Origin of the sequence: Paraburkholderia sp., assembly GCF_049581445.1 — a bacterium.
Lineage (GTDB): Bacteria > Pseudomonadota > Gammaproteobacteria > Burkholderiales > Burkholderiaceae > Paraburkholderia.
This window is the reverse complement of sequence record NZ_JBAURZ010000094.1, coordinates 18,870-43,126: the sequence shown is the minus strand read 5'-3', so window position 1 is coordinate 43,126 and position 24,257 is coordinate 18,870. Positions and strand designations below refer to the sequence as shown.

The following is a 24,257-nucleotide window of genomic DNA, read 5'->3' as shown; positions in this document are numbered from 1 at the left end:
GTGCCGGAAGGCGCAACCTCGCCGGGCCAGCCGCAGTTCCAGTTCAGCCGGCCGCCGCCGCCGCAGGTGCCGAGCGAGCAGCAAAGCAATCCGGTTGGGCCTGCGGGCTCGCAAAGCAGCAACGGTGTACGGTCCAACGCGCCGCTGACCTCGTCGCAGACCGCGCCGTCGTCGACTGCGCAGTCGGGAACGGGTAGCTAAGTACGCTGTCTCTGAAGATGACGGGCATCGCGCGCCGCGCGGGCCCGTCATTTCTGTTTCTTTCCGGTCATTGCGGCGCTTTGCTCATCGATTTGAGCGACGTTCTTTGCCGCTTTTTTGCACGTGGTTGCCATGAAAATTGCCATTGCGGGCGCATCGGGCCGTATGGGCCGAATGCTTATCGAAACCGTTCTGAATGATTCGGGCCTCACGCTGTCTGGTGCGCTCGACCGGACCGATTCCGCTCAACTCGGTCAGGACGCCGGAGCGTTCCTCGGCAAAGAGACCGGCATTCTGCTCACCGACGACATCGAGCAGGTTTTCGCCCAGTCGGACTATCTGATCGACTTCACGCGCCCCGAAGGCACGCTCGTGCATCTGGCCGCCGCGCGGCGCCATAACGTCAAGATGGTGATCGGCACCACCGGCTTCGAGGCCGAGCAAAAGGCGCAACTGCACGCGGCCGCAGAGAAGATCGGTATCGTCTTTTCGGCCAACATGAGCGTGGGCGTCAACGTCACGCTCAAGTTGCTCGAGTTTGCCGCGAAGCACTTCGCGACGGGTTACGACATCGAGATCATTGAGGCACATCACCGTCACAAGGTCGACGCACCGTCTGGCACTGCGCTGGCCATGGGCGAAGTGATCGCGGGTGCCCTCGGCCGCAACCTCGACGACTGTGCGGTCTACGGGCGCGAGGGCATCACGGGTGAACGCGATCCGTCCACCATCGGCTTTGCCGCGATCCGTGGCGGCGATATCGTGGGCGACCATACGGTGCTGTTCGCCGGCATTGGCGAGCGCGTCGAGATTACCCACAAGTCGGCTAGCCGTCTGTCTTATGCACAAGGCGCGCTGCGCGCGGTGCGCTTCCTCGAGGGCCATGCAACCGGCCTTTACGACATGCAGGACGTGCTCGCCCTGCGCTGAGCGCGCATTTGCCCCCGGCGCGCGCCCGCCGCGCGCATCTCCCGATTGCGAGGCCCAATGGCAGGCACCGGCATTCTTCACTACCTGCAAACCAGCGATGCCATCACTCATGCAGTCGCCTACGTGCTGCTGGCCATGTCGATTGCAAGCTGGTGTTTCCTGATCGTCAAAAGCTGGGTCCTGGGTCGCGCAAAGCGCCAGGCGGCGCGCGCGATTGCCCGCTTCTGGCAAGCGTCGACGCTCTCCGAAGGGGTTGCGGAACTGCGCCGCGCGGATAGCGAGCGCGTCTTCACGCCGCTTGCCGAAGCTGCATTGCAGGTGAGCGAAGTGGATATCCCGGGTGCCCTGCTTGCGCGTGTCGAGCGCAGCGAACGGGTGTTGCGGGCGCTGCGTCAGGCGCTCAATACGTCGCAACGCCGGCTCGAATTCGGCCAGGTGCTGCTGGCCTCGGTGGGCAGCACAGCGCCCTTCGTGGGCTTGCTCGGCACCGTGTGGGGCATCTATCACGCGCTGGGCAGTATTGCCGCGAGCGGACAGGCGATGATCGAAAACGTCGCCGGACCGGTCGGCGAAGCCCTGATCATGACCGCGTTTGGCCTCGTAGTGGCGATTCCCGCGGTGCTCGCTTACAACGTACTGGGCCGCATGGTGCGGCAGCTGTCCGAGGAACTGGATGGCTTCGCGCACGATCTGCACGCCTACGTCTGCGCGCCCGCTTGAGCGAGCGCGCGCCTCGGCGTAAATGGGTGAGCGCGGCCTGAGTTAGCGCAGTTCACAGCGGTTCGGATCAGTTCAGTCAGGAGCTCGGCATGGCATTCGGCGGACTCGAAAAAAAACAGACGGCAGCGCCGATGGCAGAGATCAACATGACGCCGTTGATCGACGTGATGCTGGTGCTGCTGGTCATCTTCATCATTACCGCGCCTTTATTCACCCACGCGATCCGGCTCGACTTGCCGAAGGTGGCAGCTGCGCCCGCACGCGAGACGCCGCAGACCATTTCGCTGTCCATTGACGACACCGGCAAGATCTACTGGAACGGCACTGTTCTGACGTTGGACCAGATGCGCGCCCGTTTTGTCGAGGCGGGCAAGCAGCATGACCAGCCGGAGATCCAGCTACGCGCCGCGCGTTCGACGCGTTACGAGGTCATTGCCCAGGTGATGGGCGCGGCCCAGCAGGCGGGGCTGGAGCGGATCGGCTTCGTGACGGACCCGCCGCCGCCTGCAGCCAGTCACTAGGTGGCTTGAGCGCCGTCACGGGCGTCGCGCGGCGCGCAGCGTACCCCCCGGCGAACGGTATAATCAGCGTTTTCCCCTGCAAACGGGGAAACGACGCCATTTCATCCAGCAGAGCACCAGGCCCGGTGCGAAAGCACCGAACCGAGCGATCCCACCACACCATGCACGAAAAATACGCTCCCTCCGACGTCGAATCCGCCGCGCAAGGGCAATGGCGCGCCGTCGACGCCTATAAGACAACGGAAACCACCGACAAGCCCAAGTTCTACTGCGTCTCGATGCTGCCGTATCCGTCGGGCAAGCTGCACATGGGGCACGTGCGCAACTACACGATCAACGACGTGATGTACCGTTATCTGCGTATGAACGGTCATAACGTGCTGATGCCGATGGGTTGGGACGCGTTCGGCATGCCGGCGGAAAACGCCGCGATGGCGAACAATGTGCCGCCGGCCAAGTGGACGTACGAGAACATCGCGTACATGAAGAAGCAGATGCAGTCGATGGGTCTTGCCATCGACTGGTCGCGCGAGATTGCCACCTGCAGCCCGGATTACTACAAGTGGAACCAGTGGCTGTTCCTGAAGATGCTGGAAAAGGGCATCGCGTACAAGAAGACCGGTACGGTGAACTGGGACCCGGTCGACCAGACCGTGCTCGCTAACGAGCAGGTGATCGACGGGCGCGGCTGGCGCTCCGGCGCGCTGGTCGAAAAGCGCGAAATCCCGATGTACTACATGCGCATCACGCAGTACGCGGACGAACTGCTGAACGACCTCGAAGGCCTCGGCTGGCCCGAGCGCGTCAAGATCATGCAGCAGAACTGGATTGGCAAGAGCTTCGGCGTGAACTTCGGCTTCCCGTATGAAATCGACGGCGAGCAGAAGCTGTTGCGCGTGTTCACCACGCGCGCCGACACCATCATGGGCGTGACCTTCTGCGCGGTCGCGGCCGAGCATCCGCTTGCCACACGCCTCGCGCGAGACAAGCCGGAGTTGCAAGCCTTCATCGAGGAATGCAAGCGCGGCGGCGTCGCCGAGGCGGATGTCGCGACCATGGAAAAGAAGGGCATGGGCACCGGCTTCTACGTCACGCATCCGCTGACGCAGGAACAGATTGAAGTGTGGATCGGCAACTATGTGCTGATGAGCTACGGCGAAGGCGCCGTGATGGGCGTGCCGGCGCACGACGAGCGCGACTTCGCGTTCGTGAAGAAGTACGGTCTGCCGATCAAGCAGGTGGTGGCGCTCGAGGGTAAGGAGTTCTCTACCGAAGCCTGGCAAGAATGGTATGGCGAGAAGACCGGGACGCTGGTCAATAGCGGCAAGTACGACGGCATGGCCTACGCACAAGCCGTGGACGCGATCGCGAGCGACCTGAAGGAACTGGGCCTCGGCGACAAGCAGATCACTTACCGCTTGCGCGACTGGGGCGTCTCGCGCCAGCGCTACTGGGGCACGCCGATTCCGATCATCCACTGCCCGAGCTGCGGCGATGTGCCGGTGCCGGAAAAGGATTTGCCGGTCGTGTTGCCGGAAGACCTGGTGCCGGATGGCACGGGCAACCCGCTCGCGAAGTCCGAAGCGTTCGTGAACTGCACCTGCCCGACCTGCGGCGCCGCAGCGAAGCGCGAAACGGACACGATGGACACGTTCGTCGATTCGTCCTGGTACTTCTATCGCTACGCCGCGCCTGACGCGAAGACGATGGTCGACGAGCGCACCGATTACTGGATGCCGATGGACCAGTACATCGGCGGTATTGAGCACGCCATTCTGCACTTGCTGTACTCGCGCTTCTGGGCCAAGGTGATGCGCGATATGGGCCTGGTCAAGTTCAGCGAGCCAGCGAAGAATCTGCTCACGCAGGGCATGGTCCTCAACGAAACCTTCTACCGCGAGAACGAAGCGGGCAAGAAGACCTGGTACAACCCGGCCGACGTCACCGTCACGCATGATGACAAGGGCCGTCCGGTCGGTGCCGTGCTGAATTCGGATGGACAGGCGGTGGTGCTGGGCGGCATCGAGAAGATGTCGAAGTCCAAGAACAACGGCGTCGATCCGCAGGTGCTGATCGACCAGTACGGCGCCGATACCGCGCGTCTGTTCGTGATGTTCGCCGCACCGCCTGAGCAGCAGCTCGAATGGTCGGGCGCCGGCGTGGAAGGGGCGAGCCGCTTCCTGCGCCGCGTGTGGGGCTTCGGCCATGCGAACGAAGCAGCGTTGCGTCAAGGCGGTTCGTTCGACGCCGCGCAACTCGCTGAAACCGACAAGGTGTTGCGCCGCGAGATCTATAGCGTGCTGAAGCAGGCCGATTTCGACTACCAGCGTCTGCAGTACAACACGGTGGTGTCGGCGGCCATGAAAATGCTCAACGCGCTCGACAGCGCCAAGGGTGCTCAGCCTGCCGTGCTGCACGAATGCTACGGCGTGCTGCTGCGCGTGCTGTACCCGGTTGTGCCGCACGCCACCTTCCAGATCTGGCAGGAACTTGGCTATGCCGACGAATTCGGCACGCTGCTCGACGCGCCGTGGCCGAAGGTCGACGAAAAAGCGCTGGAACAGGCCGAGATCGAACTCGTGCTGCAGGTGAACGGCAAGGTACGCGGTGCGGTGAAGATCGCCAAAGATGCCCCGCGTGACGCGATCGAGCAGGCCGCGCTCGCACACGAGATGTTCGCGAAGTTCAGCGAAGGCAACGCGCCGAAGAAGATCATCGTGGTGCCGGGCCGTCTGGTGAACATCGTCGTTTGACGGTGCCGCCGGAAATGAGCAGGATGGCGCCGCGAGCCGGGGCGCCACTCGAACGTCGTACAAGATTTACTGCGAACCAGGAGCCAATGTGACTCGCAGATCGTTTTTGACGCTGGCGTGTGGAGTGATGGTGTTGTCCGCCTGTGGCTTTCAGCTACGCGGCCAGCAGGACTATCCGTTCAAGCGCCTTGCCGTTTTGGGCGCCCCGCCCGCGTTCATTGGACGTCTGACCCGCATGGTGCAGGGAGGTAGCGATACGGTGATCGTCACCGTGCCGTCCAATGCCGACGCGATTCTGCGCGTGACCGAAAATCTCGGCAATAGCGTGCTGACGATGAATTCGCTGGGCCTCGTCGAGGAGTATCAGCTGAACTACACGCTGAACTACACGCTCGTTGGCTCGGATGGCACGCAGTTGATTCCGCCTAGCGTGATTGCGCTGAATCGCGCGATGACCTATAGCGACCAGTACTCACAATCGAAGAGCGCGGAAGCAGACCTGCTGTACGCTGACATGCGCAGCGATGCGGTCGATCAGTTGACGCGCCGTCTCAGTGTGGTGCACTCGTTGCATCCGGCGCCGGGACAGGAAGCGCCAGCCGTGGCGCCGCGCGCACCGCTGCCGCCGCCGCCGCTGTAAGCGGTGTTGTGCTTCCACGCTTCCATGTATTGCTCACTTTGTTGACCCGTAGCCATGCAACTGCGACTTGACGCGCTCGAAACGCACCTCGCGAAGGGACTCGCCGGCCTGTACGTTGTGTACGGCGACGAGCATCTGCTCGCGCAGGAGGCGTGCGACCGTATCCGCGCAACCGCGCGTGCCGCCGGCTATACCGACCGCTCGGTGTTCACGGTCGAACGTGGTTTCGACTGGAGTTCGCTGCTCGGTGCGAGTCAGTCCATGTCGCTGTTCGGCGACCGGCAACTGGTCGAACTGCGCATTCCGTCGGGCAAGCCCGGCAAGGAAGGCGCGGACGCGCTGAAGTCGCTCGCTGCGGCGGTGAGCGCGGATGTGCTGACCATGGTCACGCTGCCGCGTCTCGATGCGGCTACGCAAAAAGCCGCCTGGTTCACCGCGCTCGCCGAGGCGGGCGTGGCGCTGAAGATCGATCCGGTGGAACGGGCGCAATTGCCGAACTGGGTCGGCCAGCGGCTGTCGCAGCAGGGCCAGCGCGTAGCAGCGGGTGAAGAAGGACGGCGCGCGTTGCAGTTCATCGCGGAAAGGGTGGAAGGCAACCTGCTCGCGGCGCATCAGGAGATTCAGAAGCTCGGGCTGCTGTATCCGGCCGGCGTGTTGAGTTACGAACAGGTTCAGGATGCCGTGCTTAACGTCGCGCGCTACGACGTGTTCAAGCTGAACGAAGCCATGTTGGCGGGCGACGTGGGCCGTCTCGCGCGGATGCTTGACGGCCTGCGCGGCGAAGGCGAGGCTGCGGTGCTGGTGCTGTGGGCCGTCGTCGAGGAAGTGCGCACACTGTTGCGCATCAAGCGCGGCGTGGCGGCCGGCAAGCCGCTTGCGATGCTGGTGCGTGAGAACCGCGTGTGGGGGCCGCGTGAGCGGCTGATCGGGCCGGCTTTGTCACGTGTGACTGAGGCGGCGCTGGAGAAGGGCCTCGCGCTTGCCGCAAAACTCGACCGTCAGGTGAAGGGCTTGTCCGGCGGCACGCCTGGCAATCATCGGAACGATCCGCCGCCTGATCCATGGGACGGACTTTTCGAACTGGCGATGACGGTGGCCGCACCTTCGAAATCTGCGATCATGCCGCCGCCCGCAAGGCCAGGCGCCGCCGCGCCAGCTCGCCGGCCAGCTTGAGCAGGCAGCCGGAACCCGGCTTACAATCGTTTGATCATTCGCTAATTTTGTCTGTCCGCCGCGTCTGAAGCTGCGGCAACACGAGACTCACCATGGATATCGACCAGTACATGACCGACCTCGGCCGCCGCGCCCGCCACGCTTCGCGTGCGATGGCGCGTGCGTCGACGGCGGCGAAGAACGCGGCGCTCGAAGCCGTGGCATGCGCGATTGAGCGCGAGTCCGCGCAACTCAAAGAAGCTAATGCGCGTGACCTCGACAAGGCACGGGGCAAAGGACACGACGCGGCGTTTATCGATCGTTTGACGCTGTCAGATAAAGCCTTGAAGACGATGGTCGAAGGTCTGCGCCAGGTCGCGGCACTGCCGGATCTGATCGGCGAAATCAGCAATCTCAAGTTTCGGCCGAGCGGCATCCAGGTTGGACAGATGCGTGTGCCGTTGGGTGTCATTGGCATCATCTACGAATCACGTCCGAATGTAACCATCGACGCCGCCGCGCTGTGTCTGAAGTCGGGCAATGCAACGATTCTGCGCGGCGGTTCGGAAGCGCTTGAATGCAATACGGCGCTGGCGAAGCTGATCGGTGAAGGCCTGGAAGCCGCTGGTCTGCCGCAGGATGCGGTGCAAGTTGTCGCCACGTCGGATCGCGCGGCAGTGGGCAAGCTGATCACGATGACCGAATACGTTGATGTGATCGTGCCGCGCGGCGGCAAGAGCCTGATTGCGCGTCTGATGGAAGAAGCGACCGTGCCGATGATCAAGCATCTGGACGGCATCTGCCACGTCTACGTGGACGACCGGGCGGATCTCAACAAGGCACTCTCAGTTTGCGACAACGCGAAGACGCACCGCTACGGCACCTGCAACACCATGGAAACGCTGCTGGTGGCACGCGGCATTGCGGTTGAAGTGCTGCCGGCATTGGGCAAACTGTATCGCGACAAGAATGTCGAACTGCGTGTCGACCCCGCAGCGCGCGCCGTGTTGTCGGACGCCGGCGTGGGGCCGCTTGTCGACGCGACCGAAGAAGATTGGCGCACCGAGTATCTTGCGCCCGTGCTGGCCATCAAGGTGGTGGATGGCATCGACGCTGCGATCGACCACATCAATACGTATAGCTCACAGCACACCGACGCGATCGTCACCGAAGATCACGACCGCGCCATGCGCTTTCTGCGCGAAGTGGATTCTGCGAGCGTGATGGTCAACGCGTCGACGCGTTTTGCGGACGGCTTCGAATTCGGCCTGGGCGCGGAAATCGGCATTTCCAACGACAAGCTGCACGCACGCGGACCGGTAGGACTGGAAGGGCTGACGTCGCTGAAATATATCGTGCTGGGCCACGGCGAAGGGCGGCAGTGAGCGCTGCCTCCATGTCACGCGATAGCCAACAATAAGGTCAATAAATCGTGCTAGGACTGCCGATGCTGTGGGTTAAGACGTTTCACATTGTTTTGATTGCTTCGTGGTTTGCCGGCCTGTTCTATCTGCCGCGCATTTTCGTCAATCTGGCAATGGAGACGGAACCCGCCGCTATAGCGCGCCTGCTCATCATGGCGCGCAAGCTGTACCGCTTCATGACGTTTATCGCGTTTCCGGCCCTCGCTTGCGGGCTGTGGTTGTGGCTCGTGATTGGCATTGGACGCGGCGAGGGCTGGATGCATGCGAAGCTCGGCGTCGTCGTGCTGCTGATCGTCTATCACGTCTACTGTGGACGCCTGTTGACCACCTTCGAGCGTGGCGAGAACCGTCGCTCCCACAAGTGGTATCGCATGTTCAACGAACTGCCTGTGCTGGGAATGCTGGCGGCGGTGGCTTTGGTGATTCTGAAGCCGTTTTAAGAGCCGCCCCTTTTGCCCCTTGTGCCCCGTGTGCCGCCGGTGCCCACGCCTGCGGTGCGCCAGCGACAAAGGTCCGCGCTAGGTGAGCGGATCGATCCGCCGCCGATTGATCACCTCTTTCGTCTCAGCCAGTTTCTCCACTAGCTCCGGACCCCGGCTCAACGCCACGCCTACTGCCAGGATGTCGCCTATCGCCAGATGCGAGACGCGCGAAGTCATCGGCGAAAAGATGTCTGTGTCTTCATCCACGTTTGCGAATAGCCCTACCGTCGCCAGTCGCGCCAGCGGCGAGTTGCCGTGCGTGATCGCAATCACCTTCGCTCCGGTGGCGAGCGCCGCCTTGCATGCATCGACGATATCGCGCGTGCGGCCAGTATTCGAAATGGCCACCACTACGTCGTTCGGGCCGAGTAGCGCCGCTGACATGAGAAACGTATGCGGGTCCGAATACGCCACGCTGGGCATGCCGAGTCGAAAAAACTTGTGCTGCACATCGAGCGCGGCGATTCCCGATCCGCCCGCGCCGTAGAACTCGATGCGCCGCGCCTGTGAAAGCAGCTTGATCGCCGCAGCGACGCTGTCCGATGACAGATTGTTGCGCACCTGGATCAGCGCGCCGATGGTCCGGTCGAGCACCTTGGCCGCTACGCCCGGCGCCGGCTCATCGGGGCGCACGTCGCGATAGACCACCGGTACTTCCGCCGCGATCCCCTGCGCCAGGCGGATCTTGAATTCACGGAAGCCCGAAAACCCGAGGGCGTGGCAAAACCGGGCAATCGTCGGCTGGCTCACGCCCGCGCGGGCGGCCATTTCCGTCATCGACAGATCGAGGACTTCACGCGGCGCCTCAATCACGTAGTCGGCCAGTTTGCGCTCGGAAGGGCGCAACTGTTCGCGCATCGCTTCCACTTGGGACAGCATCATCGGAAAACTCGCACTATGCTGAAGAATGCGTGGACTATAGCTGAATACCGATTAGGTACAAAAACTACATTTCGCGCAGTAGGTGTAATCCCTAGGTGTTCCACGGTTTTGGCTGAATGGCCGTGCGCTATAGCTGTCAGAGGAATTGACGGGGATTGAGTGGCAGAGAGAAACAACATTGCAGTCATGTAGTTTTTCTACTAATATTGCCAAGTCGGCATACAGACGACGTCCCCCGCGTTTCCCTACCTGGCACTGCGCGCGTCCGCTCAAGCCAGCGACGAAGGAGCTTCGATGGTTTCCCCGCATTCGCAATTGCTCAAAGTCACGCAACGCGTGATCGAACGCAGCAAGCCCACCCGCGCTGCCTATCTGGCCCGCATCGACAAGGCTCAAGGCAAGTTTCCGGTGCGCGGCGCGCTGTCCTGCGCCAATCTCGCACACGGTTTCGCCGGCCTCGAGGGCAATGACAAGCTCGTGATCAAGCAGATCCGCGAGCCGAACATCGGCATCGTGTCCTCGTACAACGAGATGCTGTCGGCGCACGCGCCGTACAAGAATTTCCCCGACATCATCAAGCAGGCTGCGCGTGAAAACGGCGGCGTCGCGCAGTTCGCAGGCGGCGTACCCGCCATGTGCGATGGCGTCACGCAAGGCAATGCGGGCATGGAACTGTCGTTGTTCTCGCGTGAAGTGATCGCGATGAGCACGGCCGTCGCGCTCACGCATAACATGTTCGACGCGGCGTTGTGCCTCGGGATCTGCGACAAGATCGTCCCGGGTCTGCTGATTGGCGCGCTGCAGTTCGGCCATATCCCGACCATCTTCGTGCCGGCTGGCCCGATGACGAGCGGCCTGGGCAACGACGACAAGGCAAAGGTCCGCCAGCAGTTCGCGACCGGCCACTGCGACCGTGGCGCGCTGCTCGAAGCGGAAGCGTCCGCGTATCACAGCCAGGGTACTTGCACGTTCTATGGCACCGCCAACAGCAACCAGATGCTGATGGAAGTGATGGGCCTGCATCTGCCGGGTTCGGCGTTTGTGCATCCGCACACGCCGCTGCGCGATGCGTTGACCGCGCAGGCCGCGCGCCGTGTGCTCGACCTGACGGTGGAGCGCGGCAACTACACGCCGATCGGCCACGTGGTCGACGAGAAGGCGATTGTCAACGGCATCGTCGCGTTGCTGGCCACGGGCGGTTCGACCAATCACACGTTGCACCTCGTGGCCATTGCGCGCGCGGCTGGCATCGTGATCGATTGGGACGACTTCGACCAGCTTTCGCAAAGTGTGCCGCTGCTCGCGAAGATCTATCCAAACGGCAAAGCAGACGTGAACCATTTCCATGCAGCGGGCGGCGTGGCGTTCCTCGTGCGCAATCTGCTCGAAGGGGGCCTGCTGCATGAAGACGTCAATACGGTGGCGGGCAAAGGCCTTAAGCACTACACGGAAGAGCCGAAGCTGCTGGACGGCAAGCTGACATGGGTTCCCGGCGTCACGGAGAGCCAGGAGACGGCTGTGTTACGCGGCATCTCCGAGCCGTTCCAGAAGGACGGCGGTCTGCGTCTGATGCAAGGCAAGCTGGGACGTGGCGTCATCAAGATTTCCGCGGTTGCGGCGGCACATCGCAAGGTGAAGGCGCCGGCGATCGTGTTCGATTCGCAGGAAGCGGTCCAGGAAGCCTTTGATAACGGCGAACTGAAGCGCAATTTCGTTGCAGTGGTGCGCTTCCAGGGCGCACGCGCAAACGGCATGCCCGAACTGCACCGTTTGACGCCGCTGCTCGGCGTGTTGCAGGATCAGGGTTTCCACGTCGCACTCGTCACGGATGGGCGCATGTCGGGTGCCTCGGGCAAGGTGCCGGCGGTGATCCATCTGTCGCCGGAAGCGCTGTTGCATGGGCCGATCGGCAAGGTGGTGACGGGCGACATGATCGTCATCGACGCTGAAGCCGGCTTACTGGATGTCGAAATCGACGCAGCCGAATGGGCGGCTCGACCGCAAGCAGTACCGTTGCATCAGGCGGATAACGAAGTCGGTTTTGGCCGCGAACTGTTCGGCGTGTTCCGTTCGGCCGCTGCGCCGGCGGAACTGGGAGCGTCGGTGTTCGGTCCGATGGTGGGTGAATCGATGGTGAGTGAAACACAGGCAAGCCAAGCGCTGCAGAAACAAGGAGTCTGACTATGACGACGAAGAAAGTAAGCGACATCGTGCGCCTCGGCCCGGTGATTCCTGTGCTGGCGTTCGATTCGGCCGAACAGGGTGAAAACGTATCGCGTGCGCTGCATGCCGGTGGCGTGAAGGTGCTGGAAATCACCTTGCGTACTGAAGCGGGTTTGAAAGCCATTGAGCGCGCGAGTCATCTGGCGGAAGACATCGTCGTTGGCGTGGGCACGATCACGAAGCCTGAGCACTGCGCGCAAGCGAAGAAGGCGGGTGCGCAGTTTGGCGTCTCGCCAGGCCTCACGAAGGACATGCACAAGGCCGCGCAAGACGCTGGTCTGCCGCTGCTGCCGGGCGTGATGACGCCGAGCGACATCATCATCGCCCTCGAACTGGGCTATGAGATCGTCAAGTTCTTCCCGGCGCAACAAGCGGGTGGCGTGTCGATGCTGCAAGCATTCCATGGCCCGTTCCCGACGCTGAAGTTCTGCCCGACCGGCGGCATCACTGCTGAAACCGCCCCCAATTTCCTCGCACTGCCGAATGTCGTGTGCGTGGGTGGTTCGTGGCTCACGCCGAAGGCCGCCGTAGCTGCCGAGAACTGGGATGAAGTGACGCGCCTGGCGCGTGCTGCGAGCCAACTCGCCGCGCCGGCGCACTAAGCTCGCCTGAGTGGCAAGCGTGTTGCGCTTGCATAAAGTCAGCGCAACACGCACACCGAAGGCTTATTGAAGGAGTCTCGTCGTCGTAGCCATACAGGCTGCACCGGCGAGGCTCCTTTTTCATATGTGCAGCCGGTTTAACGGGCCTTATCGCCAAACAGACAGTAAAATTCAACGTCCGGGCGGGTCTTCAGTTTTTGCAGGATTGACCGCGCACAGGACGGAGAGACAGGACGCAAGACGCGGCTCGTACCGAGCGCCTGCATCCAAAACCAACAATACAAAAGGAGGCGCTCCATGGGAGCTAACCATGGCAGCTTGCTGCTGATCTATGCCGTAATCGCGATTGCCGCGCTTATTCTGCTGATCACGCGTTACAAGGTTTACCCGTTCCTCGTCCTGATCATCGTGTCGCTGTTGCTCGGCCTCGTGGCCGGCATGCCGATGGGCACTATCGTCAAGTCATTCGAAACCGGTAACGGCAACACACTCGGCCACATTGCGATCGTCGTCGGCCTCGGCACCATGCTGGGCAAGATGATGGCCGAATCCGGCGGGGCGGAACGCATTGCCACAACCCTGATCGACAAGTTCGGCGAAAAGCACATTCACTGGGCGATGATGGTGGTGGCGATCATCGTTGGCTTGCCGGTGTTCTTTGAAGTGGGCTTCGTGCTGCTGATTCCGATCGCCTTCAACGTCGCAAAACGCACCGGTAAGTCGCTGTTGCTGATCGGCTTGCCGATGATCGCTGGTTTGTCAGTCGTGCATGGACTGATTCCGCCGCACCCGGCCGCGATGCTCGCGGTGCAGGCATATCACGCTGATATCGGCAGGACGATCGTGTATGGCCTGATTGTCGGCGTGCCGTGCGCGATTGTCGCGGGGCCGTTGTTCGCGCTGCTGGTGAGCCGTTACATCAAACTGCCCGAGAACAATCCCCTCGCCGCGCAGTTTCTGGGTTCAGCAGCAGAAGAGAAGGCGAAGCAAACGAAACGCGAGTTGCCGAGCTTTGGCATCACGCTGTTCACGATTTTGCTGCCGGTAATTCTGATGTTGATCGGCAGTTGGGCGGACCTCGTGTTCGCGCCGAATACGTTGCCGAACGACCTGTTGCATTTCATCGGCAATTCGGACGTCGCATTGCTGATCGCGGTGCTGGTCAGCTTCTGGACCTTCGGTGCAAAACGGGGCTTTAACCGTGAGCAGATTCAGAAGTTTTGCGGCGACTGTCTGGCGCCAATCGCCGGTATTACGCTGATCGTTGGGGCAGGCGGCGGCTTCGGTCGCGTACTGATGGATAGCGGTATTTCGAAGGAAATCGTTGGTGCGGCGACTGCGGCGCATCTGTCGCCGCTGTTGTTTGCATGGTGTGTGGCGGCGCTGATCCGTCTTGCGACCGGCTCGGCTACGGTCGCGATGACGACGGCTTGTGGCATTGTCGCGCCCATCGCCGCGGCCGGTGGTGTGCAGGTGAAACCAGAACTGCTCGTACTGGCAACGGGCTCCGGTTCGCTGATTTTTTCGCACGTCAACGACGGCGGATTCTGGCTGATCAAGGAGTATTTTGGAATGACGGTGGGGCAGACGTTCAAGACGTGGTCGCTGCTCGAAACTATCATCTCCTTGATGGGTTTGGCTTTGACCTTCGCATTGGCGACGGTTCTGTAAGGAGTTTCAAATGATTCTGATCGCAATGGGCGTGTCGGGCGCCGGCAAGACGCGAATTGGCGAAATGCTGGCGGAGCGTCTCACCTGCACCTTCACCGACGGCGACGCGTTTCACAGCGTCGCCAACAAGGAGAAGATGCATAAAGGCATCCCGCTCACCGACGAAGATCGCTGGCCGTGGCTTAAGACGATTCGCGTGGCGATCGAGGAAAAGCAACATGCAGGCGAGACCGCGGTATTTACGTGTTCGTCACTGAAGCGGTCTTATCGTGACGTCCTGCGTGGTGGCGACAGGGATGTGGTATTTGTGTATCTCAAGGGCTCGTTTGAAGTGCTGCACGAGCGTCTGCAGACGCGGACCGGACATTTCTTCGATCCTTCGTTGCTCCAGAGCCAGCTTGATACGCTCGAAGAACCGGGCGCGGACGAGGCGATTACGGTGAGTATCGAGTTGACGCCGGAAGGGATTGTGGAAGAGGTCTTGAGGCAGATGAAGCTTCGCTAAAGCCAGCGAGAGCGTTGGCTCTCTTGCCGCTCGTCCGGGGGGCAATCTGCGATTTGCCGGTCGGATAGACCGTGAGCGGGAGTAAGATCCAGGCGGTGGGCGCGATTTGGCGCAAAACCAGACGATGGTCCGGGGGTGTTTTGTCCACCCCAAGCGCACCTGGATCATGCCCCGCCGGTCGCGTCAATTTAAGCGGAGAAATAGTGGCGACGTGACTCGCTCAGGGGCGTCTTCTTCAGACACCTCGATCGATAATATGCGGGCGTCCTTTTCGAAATAATTTGTGGTGAAGGAATAGAAACAGCGGCCCATTATTTCCGACTCGCTCATGCTTAATAGTGGATCCGGAAATTGATCGCTTAGATAAACGTAGGACGAATTGACCAGGTATTTATCATCGAATAATATGCGCTTTTGTCCCCTGTCGGTATTGATTTTTATTGATAATGTCTTGTTGAAAGGTATCTTGCTTTTATCAATTTCAAACACAAATGTTTTCTGTCTTGGGCTAAGGTCCTGATATGACCTTACGCAAACAATAAAGTCTTTCGCATTACCCTGCAGCCGATCGCTGTATTCGCAACCTTTGTTTATGATGGAGTAGTCGAAATTTACGGTAAATGGGTAAATGTTGTCTAGCCCATAGTATTTTGCGATGCTCAGGTTCAGGAAATTTTCAGTTATGTCGTTTTTCTTTGCAACACCTCTGTCAAAGAAATGAGGTATTTTAACTGATAAAATATTGTTTTTCTTGTCGGCTTCTATAATGCTCCTGATAACAGCGCTTTGCCCTGAAATGCTTTCGTAGTTCTGATGCAAAAGATAGTAATTGAATAAAAAGAACGGGAGCATGAGCGCTATATTTATTATAGAAACAAGGATTATGCTTTTTTTATCAAGCGAGGCGAGGCATACGCTCAGGAAGCAGAGCAGGAAAAATAATTGCGTCACCAGAGCTCTGTCCGGAAGCGGTGGGCTAATTGCTGCCAGAGCGCTTGAAATCAAGAACAAGAAAATAAACAAAAGATACACAGTTGATTTTGAGACTGCAAAATTTCTGTCTTTATAAAAAATGAAAGACGCGGTAACTATGAACAACGAAAAGAATACATAAGAGTTGAGAGACATGGTCTCGTTGAAGGTCACCAGGAAATAACGCACTCCCCTGAACAGAATCGAGAGTATGTTGCCGCTATATCCTTCTTGCCGTGCACGAGCGATATTTCCTGGGGCAAAGAAAAGGATCACGAACCCTAGCAGATTCCCTAAAGTGCCGGCAAGGATGTTTAACGGTAGAGTTCTTGTTTTGCGTGCTTCGAAAATTAACAGTAACCCCACACTAGCTACCAGACTTACGCTTATGATTTCGCTTGAGGCGCCGGCTATCAAGGCCAGAAAGAAAAGAACCGACAACGAGGTCGCGCCTGGTTTGTTATTGCTTTCCCGATAGGTCAGCAAAATTCTGAGGTAGAAGATTGCTATCAACGCAGGCCAGATATAATTGGCGGCACCTACGTCCCAGAAAACTGCGCTGCCCAGCGACGGATTTGAAATCCAAAATAAAACGAAAATCAGGCAAAATATCAGGGAGATTTCCAGGTAAGTGATATTTTTCCGGATGATCTTGGCCAGCATTGCGATGTTGTAGATCAACAATGTCGCAGCGAGAGAATTAATCGCGGAAGCTATTGACTTATTTGGAACGTTCGTTGTGAGTGAGCTTATGAAATCAGGAACTACGCGGCCGCTCCATTTCATATAATGATTATAGTGAGCTGTTAACGACAGCCCTAGCAGAGAATAAGCGTAGTCGTCGCTCATCATTGGAACAATGATATTGATGGCGTAGAAAGACAGAAAAGCCAACAGCAAAGTTGTCGCTATAAAAGCTCTATCAAGCGATGCCTTCATCCGGTCTTCTCCTTTTCTTCGGTAGAGCCCAAATGTATCTGCAGGTACGCAGCGACAGTAGTGTTCGATCACATGCCGGTCGACTTAGGTGCTTCAGTCAACTTTTTTTACGAGAGAGAACCCGGTGGGGAGTGAGCGCCAATCTTCGAGATTAACGCGCGGGGGCTGCTTGAGGGATGCGCGGCGCTCTATCTTTACGCGAACTTCTTGCGACGCAAAAGAATGGTGATGCAGCCTACCCGTGGTGCCGTGCTCTTGAAGGTCATGCAGTGGTCAAGCAAGTCGTCGGCGCTTGCGCCGACCGTCGCCCCCGATATTCGACGAAGCAAACTGCACCTGCAAGCGCGTGCAATGCGCAAGCAACGTTTCACCGCATCACGTATGGAGCCAACCGGCGTTGCATTGGCGTTACGCTGCGGCGCTGGGACGGCCGCCTGACCAGTGCAAATCCGCTGGGATTTCGTCGGCTGGCACCGGGTTGTAGCTTTGATCCGCTAGCGCCTCGGTAGGATCAAAACGTTGGCGGATGAGATAGATCGGCCGTTGCTTCGATTCGGAGTAGATGCGCCCAATATATTCGCCGATCACGCCGATTCCAATCAGTTGTATGCCACCGAGAAAGAGGATGATGCTTGCTAGCGACGCATAGCCCGGCACGGGATTGCCTTGGACCAAGGTTCGCACAACGAGGAAAATGCCGTATATCACCGCGGTCAACGCGACCGACGAGCCGACGTAAGTCCACACGCGTAGCGGCAGCGTGCTAAAGCTCGTAAATCCTTCAAGCGCGAAATTCCATAACTTCCAGCCAGAAAATTTCGTTTTCCCGGCCACACGTGGCTCCCGCACATATTCGACGATCGCAGACTTATAGCCCACCCACGCGAATAGGCCTTTCATGAAGCGCTGTCGTTCGGGCAACCGCTTCAGTGCTTCGAGCACCTCGCGCGTGAACAGCCGAAAGTCGCCCACGTTTTCGGGAATATGTTGCTGCGCGAGCGCGTTGTGCGCGCGATAGAACATCGCGGCTGCCTTACGTTTTGCGAAAGTATCCGTCTTGCGATCGACGCGTTGCGCGAGCACAACATCGAAACCTTGCCGCCATTTCTCGACGAGCACCGGAATCACTTCCGGCGGATCCTGCAAATCGGCGTCGAAAGGCACGATGATGTCGCCGTTTGCCTCGTCAAGGCCCGCCGTTAGTGCGGACTCCTTTCCAAAGTTTCTGGATAGCTCGACGATCTTGACCTTACCGTAACGTCGACGCAGCATCTGGAGCTTTGCGAGGGTGCCATCCCGGCTGCCGTCGTCCACGCAGACGATCTCATAGTCGAGGTTCTCGAGACTGGCCAGCACGGGCACAACCCGTGCAAAGAGATGTTCGGCGGACTCTTCTTCGTTGTAACAAGGCACGATCAGTGAGAGCAGCATGGTAGTCGTCACCTCGTAATTGGCGGCGATGCACCCTGCAGCCGCGCGACATCCTATTTCTCGCGCAGCGAATCCGCCGGGGGCAGCAAGCGATAAGTTCGTACACTGCGCCCGCTGTTATGCCCGTTCGGTGCGGAAACACACACAAGCTTTTGCGCCTTGACACGGCAACGCATTAGTAGATATGAGTCCACTGGTCGCCGCTATGGTGCGAAACACGCAACCCTACGCACCACCAGCGGATGCCCTACCGGCGCCGGTTGACGACCAGATTTGCTGCGAACCTACCTGGCGTGTGCGGCGCGGAATGACCAGGCGGAATTGACGACAAATCCGAGAACCAGCACACACCCCGTACTGAGGCACTGCGCAATGAGATAGTGCATATGCAAGTGATTGACCAATGTACTCATCAATGCGGCGTTGGCCGCCATGCCGAGCGTGGCGACACAGAAAAATCTGGGGGCCGCGTGCATGTGCCTGGCGGTGCTTTCAAATGTTAAGCGATAGTTGAGTACGTAATTGACCACGGCGCCAGCGGCAGCGCCAACCGTTGACGCGAGTACTGCGCCCGTCATATTCGAGGTGGTCAAAACGATCAGGATGGCGTACTGAACCGCGGTACCCATCACTCCGACCAACACGTATTTCACGAAACTGAACGCGCGACGCATGATCGGTTGCCCCTTCGCTCCGATCGCCGCTTGAGATTGCGCCATTTTTTGAACGTGTATCAAGGTTTAACCGCAGCCACGCAGGCCGAAGGCGAGAGACATACTCCGCCGAAGTTAGCGGAATATAGACGCTGCGTGCGCCGTCGTATGTGTGTTTCCACACTGAACCCGCGATTTGTCGCGCGAAATGTCGACTGCTCTGGAATAAAAATGGCGCTCCTCGGAGCGCCATTTTTACCTCTGCCCGATCGGGCATCGACCTAAGGCAGCGACCATTAACCAATCCGCTTCGCCAGTTCAATCGCCTTGCCGACATATGAAGAGGGCGTCATTGCCAGCAAGCGCTCTTTCGCATCCGCGGGAATGTTCAACCCGCCAATGAACGTCTGCAGCGCCTCGCGGGTAATGCCCTTACCGCGCGTGAGTTCCTTCAACTGCTCGTACGGGTTCTCAATGCCGAAACGGCGCATCACCGTTTGCACCGGTTCGGCCAGCACTTCCCAGCAGTTATCCAGATCTTCATTCAGACGGGCCGGGTTGACTTCGAGCTTATCCAGCCCACGAATCAACGCGTCATACGCAAGCAGCGAGTAACCGAACGCGACGCCAATATTGCGCAGCACTGTCGAGTCAGTCAAATCGCGCTGCCAGCGCGAAATGGGCAGCTTGTCGGCCAGATGCCGCAGCGTCGCGTTCGCCAGACCCAGATTGCCTTCCGAGTTTTCGAAGTCGATCGGGTTCACCTTATGGGGCATCGTCGACGAACCGATTTCACCAGCCTTCAGACGTTGCTTGAAGTAACCCAGCGAGATGTAGCCCCACACGTCGCGGTCCAGATCGAGCAGGATAATGTTGGCGCGCGACACCGCGTCGAACAGCTCCGCCATGTAATCGTGCGGTTCGATCTGAATCGTGTACGGATTGAACGTGAGCTTTAAACGCTGCTCGACGACTTCCTTCGAGAACGCTTCCCAGTCGAAATCAGGATACGCAGACAGATGCGCGTTGAAGTTGCCCACGGCGCCGTTCATCTTGCCGAGCAGTTCGACCTTCTCGATACGTTCGATGGCGCGCGCAAGACGCGCGGCGACGTTGGCGATTTCCTTGCCGAGCGTGGTCGGGCTAGCGGGCTGGCCGTGCGTGCGCGAGAGCAGCGGCTGTTCGGCCTGCGCGTGAGCCAGCGCGACGAGGCGCTGATGTACCGAGCGCAGCGCCGGCAGGATCACATGCTCACGCGCGCCAGCCAGCATCAGGCCATGCGACGTGTTGTTGATGTCTTCCGAGGTGCAGGCGAAGTGGATGAACTCGCTCGCGCGCTCCAGTTCCGGCTGACCCTTCACCGATTCCTTGAGCCAGTATTCGACGGCCTTCACGTCATGGTTGGTGACGCGCTCGATTTCCTTGATGCGCGCGGCGTCGTGCGCGGTGAAGCGCTCGGCCAGTTGCAGCAGGAATTGCTCCGACGCCTCAGAGAAACGCGGCACTTCAGCGAAGCCGGCGTGCGACAGCGCAATCAGCCAGTGAATTTCGACCGTCACGCGATGGTGCATGAACGCGGCCTCCGAGAGCCAGTCACGCAGGGCTTCGGTTTTCGACGCATAGCGGCCGTCGAGCGGGGAGAGCGCGGTGAGCGCGAACAGGGTTTCGGGGCGGGTGTCGGACATGATGGGGGCGTGACAGCTCGGTGAGCAGATCGGAAACGGAGGGAACCCGGGATTTTACCACCGTAATGAGATAGCCCCGGGCAGCGTTCCACGCACGCGGACGGCCTAACTGGCACCGGATGTTGCCGTGTAAGAGGGCTGACGCGTGGTCGCGCCGCTAGAATGCTGACTTCTCCTTTGCCGCAGGTCACAGGGTCCGCATGGAACTGAAATGGCTCGAAGACTTCGTTTCGCTCGCAGAGACGCGCAGCTTTAGCCGGTCCGCGGAGCTTCGTCACGTCACGCAGCCCGCTTTTTCCCGGCGCATCCAGGCGCTCGAAGCCTGGCTCGGCACGGAACTGATCGATCGATCGGTTTATCCCACGCGGCTGACGGCGGCGGGCCAGGTATTCTACGAACAGGCGCTTGCGATGCTGTCGCAGTTCCACGAGGCGCGCACGCTGCTGCGGGGTCACACGGCCACCCCTGCGGCGACCATTGAATTTGCAGTTCCGCACACACTCTCGCTGACGTACTTTCCGCGCTGGCTGCAGCGTATCGAGGCGCAACTGGGCCCGGTGCACACACGCCTGCGAGCGCTGAACGTACACGATGCAGTGTTGTCGCTGGTGGAAGGGGGCTGCGATCTGGTGATGGGCTATCACCATCCAAGCCATCCTGTCGCCCTCGATCCGGCGCGTTACGACATGCTGACACTTGGCATCGAGCCGATCAGTCCGTTTTCGGCGCCCGGCCGCGCGAACCGTCCGCGCTACACGTTGCCGGGCACCGCAGAAGAACCCACACCGTATCTCTCGTACACGCCAAACGCCTACCTCGGGCGCATGACCGAGGTGATCATTGCGAACGCGCCGACGCGTCTGTCGCTCGACCGCCTCTACGAAACCGACATGGCCGAGGGCCTCAAGGCGATGGCGCTGGCCGGTCACGGCATTGCTTTTCTTCCGCACAGCGCGGTGGAAGACGCGGTTGCCGAGGGCAAGCTGATTCGTCTGGACCGCGCATCGCGCGGCACACCCGAAGGGCAGTTCACCTTAACCATGGAGATCCGTCTGTACCGCGACAAACTCGCGGCGCAGGGCGACGATCCGCGTCAGGTGCTGGTACGCCAACTGTGGGACATCGTCACCGGCGAGCTTGCGCAAGGCACGACGTAAGCCTGCTGGAAGCTGGCGATGCGCGGCGAATCACTCGTGTGAGCGCGACCCCGCGATTGCGTTGTTATTGTTACCCTATGCGACACGTTTTTGCGGAATTTGAGCGTTATGCATAAAAAACATAACGGGATGAACAAACGGCATTGGATTTCGAATTGGCGTTTTTCGACAATGGCGTCACTCGTTCAAAACGCTTGGAGCGTGCATGTCATCCCAACCGCAGTCCGCCTCTTCGTTGCAATCCGTCCCGTCCTATCTGAATAGCGACAACCTCGGCCCCTGGGGCAACTACCTGCGTCAGGTAGATCGCGTGGCGCCCTATCTTGGCTCGCTGTCGCGCTGGCTCGAAACGCTCAAGCGTCCCAAGCGCATCCTCATCGTGGACGTGCCCATCGAACTGGATAACGGTACTGTGGCGCACTTCGAAGGCTATCGCGTACAACACAACGTATCGCGCGGTCCGGGCAAGGGTGGCGTGCGTTATCACCAGGACGTGACGCTGTCCGAAGTGATGGCACTGTCGGCATGGATGTCGGTCAAGAACGCAGCAGTGAACGTGCCGTACGGCGGCGCGAAGGGCGGTATCCGCGTTGATCCGCGCACGCTGTCGCGTGGCGAACTCGAGCGCGTGACACGCCGCTACACCAGCGAAATCGGCATCATCATCGGACCGAACACCGACATCCCCGCGCCGGACGTGAACACAAACGAGCAGATCATGGCGTGGATGATGGACACGTACTCCATGAACCAGGGCCAAACGGCTACCGGCGTGGTGACGGGCAAACCGATTGCGCTCGGTGGTTCGCTGGGCCGTAGGGAAGCAACTGGCCGCGGCGTGTTCGTGGTGGGCTCCGAAGCGGCGCGCCGCATTGGTTTCGACATTGAAGGCGCACGCATCGCAGTGCAGGGCTTTGGTAATGTTGGCGGCATCGCGGCACGCCTGTTCCAGGAAGCCGGCGCGAAGGTCGTCGCGGTGCAGGACCATACGGGTACGCTGCACAGCGACGCGGGTATCGATGCCGTTGCCTTGTTCAACTATGTTGCGGAGCATGGCGGCGTGGGCGGCTTCCCCGAAGCCGACACCATTGCGAACGAAGACTTCTGGAGTGTCGAGTCGGACATCCTGATTCCGGCCGCGCTGGAAAACCAGATCACCGAAAAGAACGCTAACAAGATCAAGACGAAGATCATCGTGGAAGGCGCGAACGGCCCGACCACGACGGCTGCGGACGACATCCTGCACGACAAGGGCATCCTCGTGATTCCGGACGTGGTGGCGAATGCGGGTGGTGTGACCGTGTCGTACTTCGAATGGGTGCAGGACTTCTCCAGCTTCTTCTGGACCGAGGACGAAATCAACCAGCGTCTGGAGCGTGTTATGCGCGAGGCATTTGCGGCAGTGTGGCAGGTGGCGAGCGAACAGAACGTTTCAGTGCGTACGGCAGCGTTTATCGTGGCCTGTAAGCGGATTTTGCAGGCGCGTGAACTGCGCGGCCTGTATCCCTGAGCGGATCGCTGTGGCCTGGTTTTCCTTGTAGTTTCCCTGCGTCAACGCGGTCCACAAGGCCGCGGGTCTCACCTGGCGGACGGCATCGTAACGATGTCGTCCGTTTTTTTGCTGGGGTGGCGCAACACGCACGGGGTCGCTCGCAAAGCCGTTCACAAACCGGACACCCTCGTCCAGCAGGGTATTCTCTGAACCATTGGAATACAGTGTTGGTTTAAATTCCAATAAGTTGTAAAACTGGCGCATGTTCTCGGTGAGGAGACCCCCTATGATGGTGCGGAAGGCTGCGGTGTTACTCGCGGCTATTGGGCTGATCCCGGTCGGCGCGCACGCGCAGGAGGCTGGTACGCTTAAAAAGATCAAGGACACAGGCGCGATTTCGCTCGGATATCGGGAATCGTCGATCCCGTTTTCCTACTACGACGACCATCAGAACGTGATCGGTTATTCGCAGGAATTCATGGCCAGGGCGGTGGAGGCGATCAAGCAGAAACTCAACATGCCCAAACTGGTTGTCCGGCTCACGCCGGTGACGCCGCAAACCCGCATTCCCCTGGTGCAAAACGGCACAGTCGACCTCGAATGCGGTTCGACCACGAACAATGCCGAACGCGAACAGCAGGTCGCGTTTTCCACGAGCATCTTCGTGATCGGCACGCGTTTGATGACCAAGAAGGATACGGGTATCAAGGGCTGGTCCGACCTCAAAGGCAAGACCGTCGCGACTACCGCCGGCACGACCTCGGAGCGTCTCCTGCGCAAGATGAATCAGGACAAGAGCATGGGCATGAACATCGTCAGCGCGAAGGATCACGCGGAGGCGTTTGCGACGCTCGCCAACGGTCGCGCCTCCGCCTTCATGATGGACGATGCGCTGCTGGCCGGCGAGCGTGCCAAGGCGAGCAACCAGGCCGAATTCATCATCGTCGGTGCGCCGCAATCCGAAGAAGCGTACGGCTGCATGATGCGCAAGAACGATCCTGAGTTCAAAAAGGTGGTCGACGACGCGATCACGAAGATGGAGCTCTCAGGCGAAGCCGATCGCATTTATAACAAATGGTTTGAGTCCCCGATTCCGCCCAAAGGTCTGAACCTGAATTTCCCCGAGAACGACGCCATCAAGGCGCTCTTCAAGAATCCGAACGACAAGGCGATCGACTAGGCAAGCCGGTCCCAGCAGATGCACCTGGCGCTAGCTGCTTCG

Annotated in this window: 20 protein-coding genes and 1 pseudogene; 16 read left to right on the top strand and 5 right to left on the bottom strand. The window is 59.7% G+C overall.

The genetic code is table 11. The features are described 5' to 3' along the window. From WCA85_RS08475 to WCA85_RS08435, 9 genes and pseudogenes are all read left to right on the top strand, one after another. A pseudogene (locus WCA85_RS08475) lies at positions 1 to 201 on the top strand (outer membrane protein assembly factor BamE); the annotation flags it as partial. Between the two features lie 132 nt (positions 202 to 333). Then, entirely contained in the window at positions 334 to 1,131 is a 798-nt protein-coding gene (dapB, locus tag WCA85_RS08470) for a 4-hydroxy-tetrahydrodipicolinate reductase (RefSeq protein ID WP_424062830.1), read from the top strand. A gap of 57 nt (positions 1,132 to 1,188) precedes the next feature. Beyond that, positions 1,189 to 1,851 (top strand): MotA/TolQ/ExbB proton channel family protein, encoded by a 663-nt coding sequence (locus tag WCA85_RS08465; RefSeq protein ID WP_424062828.1) that lies wholly within the window; start codon positions 1,189 to 1,191, stop codon positions 1,849 to 1,851. Positions 1,852 to 1,940: 89 nt separating this feature from the next. After that, positions 1,941 to 2,372, top strand: a complete 432-nt coding sequence (locus WCA85_RS08460; protein WP_424062827.1) for an ExbD/TolR family protein — start codon at positions 1,941 to 1,943, stop codon at positions 2,370 to 2,372. Between the two features lie 161 nt (positions 2,373 to 2,533). Then, positions 2,534 to 5,125, top strand: a complete 2,592-nt coding sequence (gene leuS, locus WCA85_RS08455; RefSeq protein ID WP_424062825.1) for a leucine--tRNA ligase — start codon at positions 2,534 to 2,536, stop codon at positions 5,123 to 5,125. An 88-nt stretch (positions 5,126 to 5,213) separates the two neighbouring features. Then, a complete protein-coding gene (gene lptE / locus WCA85_RS08450; protein ID WP_424062823.1) occupies positions 5,214 to 5,765 on the top strand; it encodes an LPS assembly lipoprotein LptE in 552 nt (183 codons plus the stop codon). A 54-nt stretch (positions 5,766 to 5,819) separates the two neighbouring features. Further along, positions 5,820 to 6,938, top strand: coding sequence for a DNA polymerase III subunit delta (gene holA, locus WCA85_RS08445; protein WP_424062821.1), 1,119 nt, complete (start codon positions 5,820 to 5,822; stop codon positions 6,936 to 6,938). A gap of 92 nt (positions 6,939 to 7,030) precedes the next feature. Then, positions 7,031 to 8,302 (top strand): glutamate-5-semialdehyde dehydrogenase, encoded by a 1,272-nt coding sequence (locus tag WCA85_RS08440; RefSeq protein ID WP_424062819.1) that lies wholly within the window; start codon positions 7,031 to 7,033, stop codon positions 8,300 to 8,302. Positions 8,303 to 8,364: 62 nt separating this feature from the next. After that, the gene (locus WCA85_RS08435) at positions 8,365 to 8,781 is read left to right on the top strand and encodes a CopD family protein (protein ID WP_424062817.1); all 417 of its coding nucleotides are present in this window, start codon (positions 8,365 to 8,367) and stop codon (positions 8,779 to 8,781) included. Positions 8,782 to 8,859: 78 nt separating this feature from the next. On the opposite strand, the gene WCA85_RS08430 is transcribed toward WCA85_RS08435, so the two are convergent. Continuing rightward, complete coding sequence (locus tag WCA85_RS08430) at positions 8,860 to 9,705, bottom strand: MurR/RpiR family transcriptional regulator (protein WP_424062815.1); 846 nt, start codon at positions 9,703 to 9,705, stop codon at positions 8,860 to 8,862. A 294-nt stretch (positions 9,706 to 9,999) separates the two neighbouring features. Between WCA85_RS08430 and edd the strand changes: the two genes are divergently transcribed. From edd to WCA85_RS08410, 4 genes are all read left to right on the top strand, one after another. Next, on the top strand, positions 10,000 to 11,886 hold the full coding sequence (edd, locus tag WCA85_RS08425) for a phosphogluconate dehydratase (RefSeq protein ID WP_424062813.1): 1,887 nt from the start codon (positions 10,000 to 10,002) through the stop codon (positions 11,884 to 11,886). Positions 11,887 to 11,888: 2 nt separating this feature from the next. After that, complete coding sequence (eda, locus tag WCA85_RS08420; RefSeq protein WP_424062811.1) at positions 11,889 to 12,530, top strand: bifunctional 4-hydroxy-2-oxoglutarate aldolase/2-dehydro-3-deoxy-phosphogluconate aldolase; 642 nt, start codon at positions 11,889 to 11,891, stop codon at positions 12,528 to 12,530. A 297-nt stretch (positions 12,531 to 12,827) separates the two neighbouring features. Continuing rightward, positions 12,828 to 14,201 carry a GntP family permease gene (locus tag WCA85_RS08415; protein ID WP_424062809.1) on the top strand — a complete coding sequence of 458 codons (1,374 nt, stop codon included), beginning with the start codon at positions 12,828 to 12,830 and terminating at the stop codon, positions 14,199 to 14,201. Positions 14,202 to 14,211: 10 nt separating this feature from the next. After that, positions 14,212 to 14,706, top strand: a complete 495-nt coding sequence (locus WCA85_RS08410; RefSeq protein WP_424062807.1) for a gluconokinase — start codon at positions 14,212 to 14,214, stop codon at positions 14,704 to 14,706. Between the two features lie 183 nt (positions 14,707 to 14,889). Here the strand turns inward: WCA85_RS08410 and WCA85_RS08405 are convergent, their stop codons facing one another. From WCA85_RS08405 to purB, 4 genes are all read right to left on the bottom strand, one after another. After that, positions 14,890 to 16,617 (bottom strand): DUF6056 family protein, encoded by a 1,728-nt coding sequence (locus WCA85_RS08405; RefSeq protein ID WP_424062806.1) that lies wholly within the window; start codon positions 16,615 to 16,617, stop codon positions 14,890 to 14,892. Positions 16,618 to 17,025: 408 nt separating this feature from the next. Beyond that, a complete protein-coding gene (locus tag WCA85_RS08400) occupies positions 17,026 to 18,048 on the bottom strand; it encodes a glycosyltransferase family 2 protein (RefSeq protein ID WP_424062805.1) in 1,023 nt (340 codons plus the stop codon). A gap of 284 nt (positions 18,049 to 18,332) precedes the next feature. After that, complete coding sequence (locus tag WCA85_RS08395; protein WP_424062803.1) at positions 18,333 to 18,767, bottom strand: GtrA family protein; 435 nt, start codon at positions 18,765 to 18,767, stop codon at positions 18,333 to 18,335. A gap of 230 nt (positions 18,768 to 18,997) precedes the next feature. After that, a complete protein-coding gene (gene purB / locus WCA85_RS08390; RefSeq protein ID WP_424062802.1) occupies positions 18,998 to 20,386 on the bottom strand; it encodes an adenylosuccinate lyase in 1,389 nt (462 codons plus the stop codon). A 200-nt stretch (positions 20,387 to 20,586) separates the two neighbouring features. Between purB and WCA85_RS08385 the strand changes: the two genes are divergently transcribed. The 3 genes from WCA85_RS08385 (at position 20,587) to WCA85_RS08375 (ending at position 24,215) form a co-directional block, all read left to right on the top strand. Further along, a complete protein-coding gene (locus tag WCA85_RS08385; protein ID WP_424062800.1) occupies positions 20,587 to 21,543 on the top strand; it encodes a LysR family transcriptional regulator in 957 nt (318 codons plus the stop codon). 205 nt (positions 21,544 to 21,748) lie between these two features. Beyond that, a complete protein-coding gene (locus WCA85_RS08380) occupies positions 21,749 to 23,053 on the top strand; it encodes a Glu/Leu/Phe/Val family dehydrogenase (RefSeq protein WP_424062798.1) in 1,305 nt (434 codons plus the stop codon). A gap of 268 nt (positions 23,054 to 23,321) precedes the next feature. Continuing rightward, positions 23,322 to 24,215, top strand: coding sequence for a glutamate/aspartate ABC transporter substrate-binding protein (locus tag WCA85_RS08375; protein WP_424062796.1), 894 nt, complete (start codon positions 23,322 to 23,324; stop codon positions 24,213 to 24,215). Positions 24,216 to 24,257: the final 42 nt, after the last annotated feature.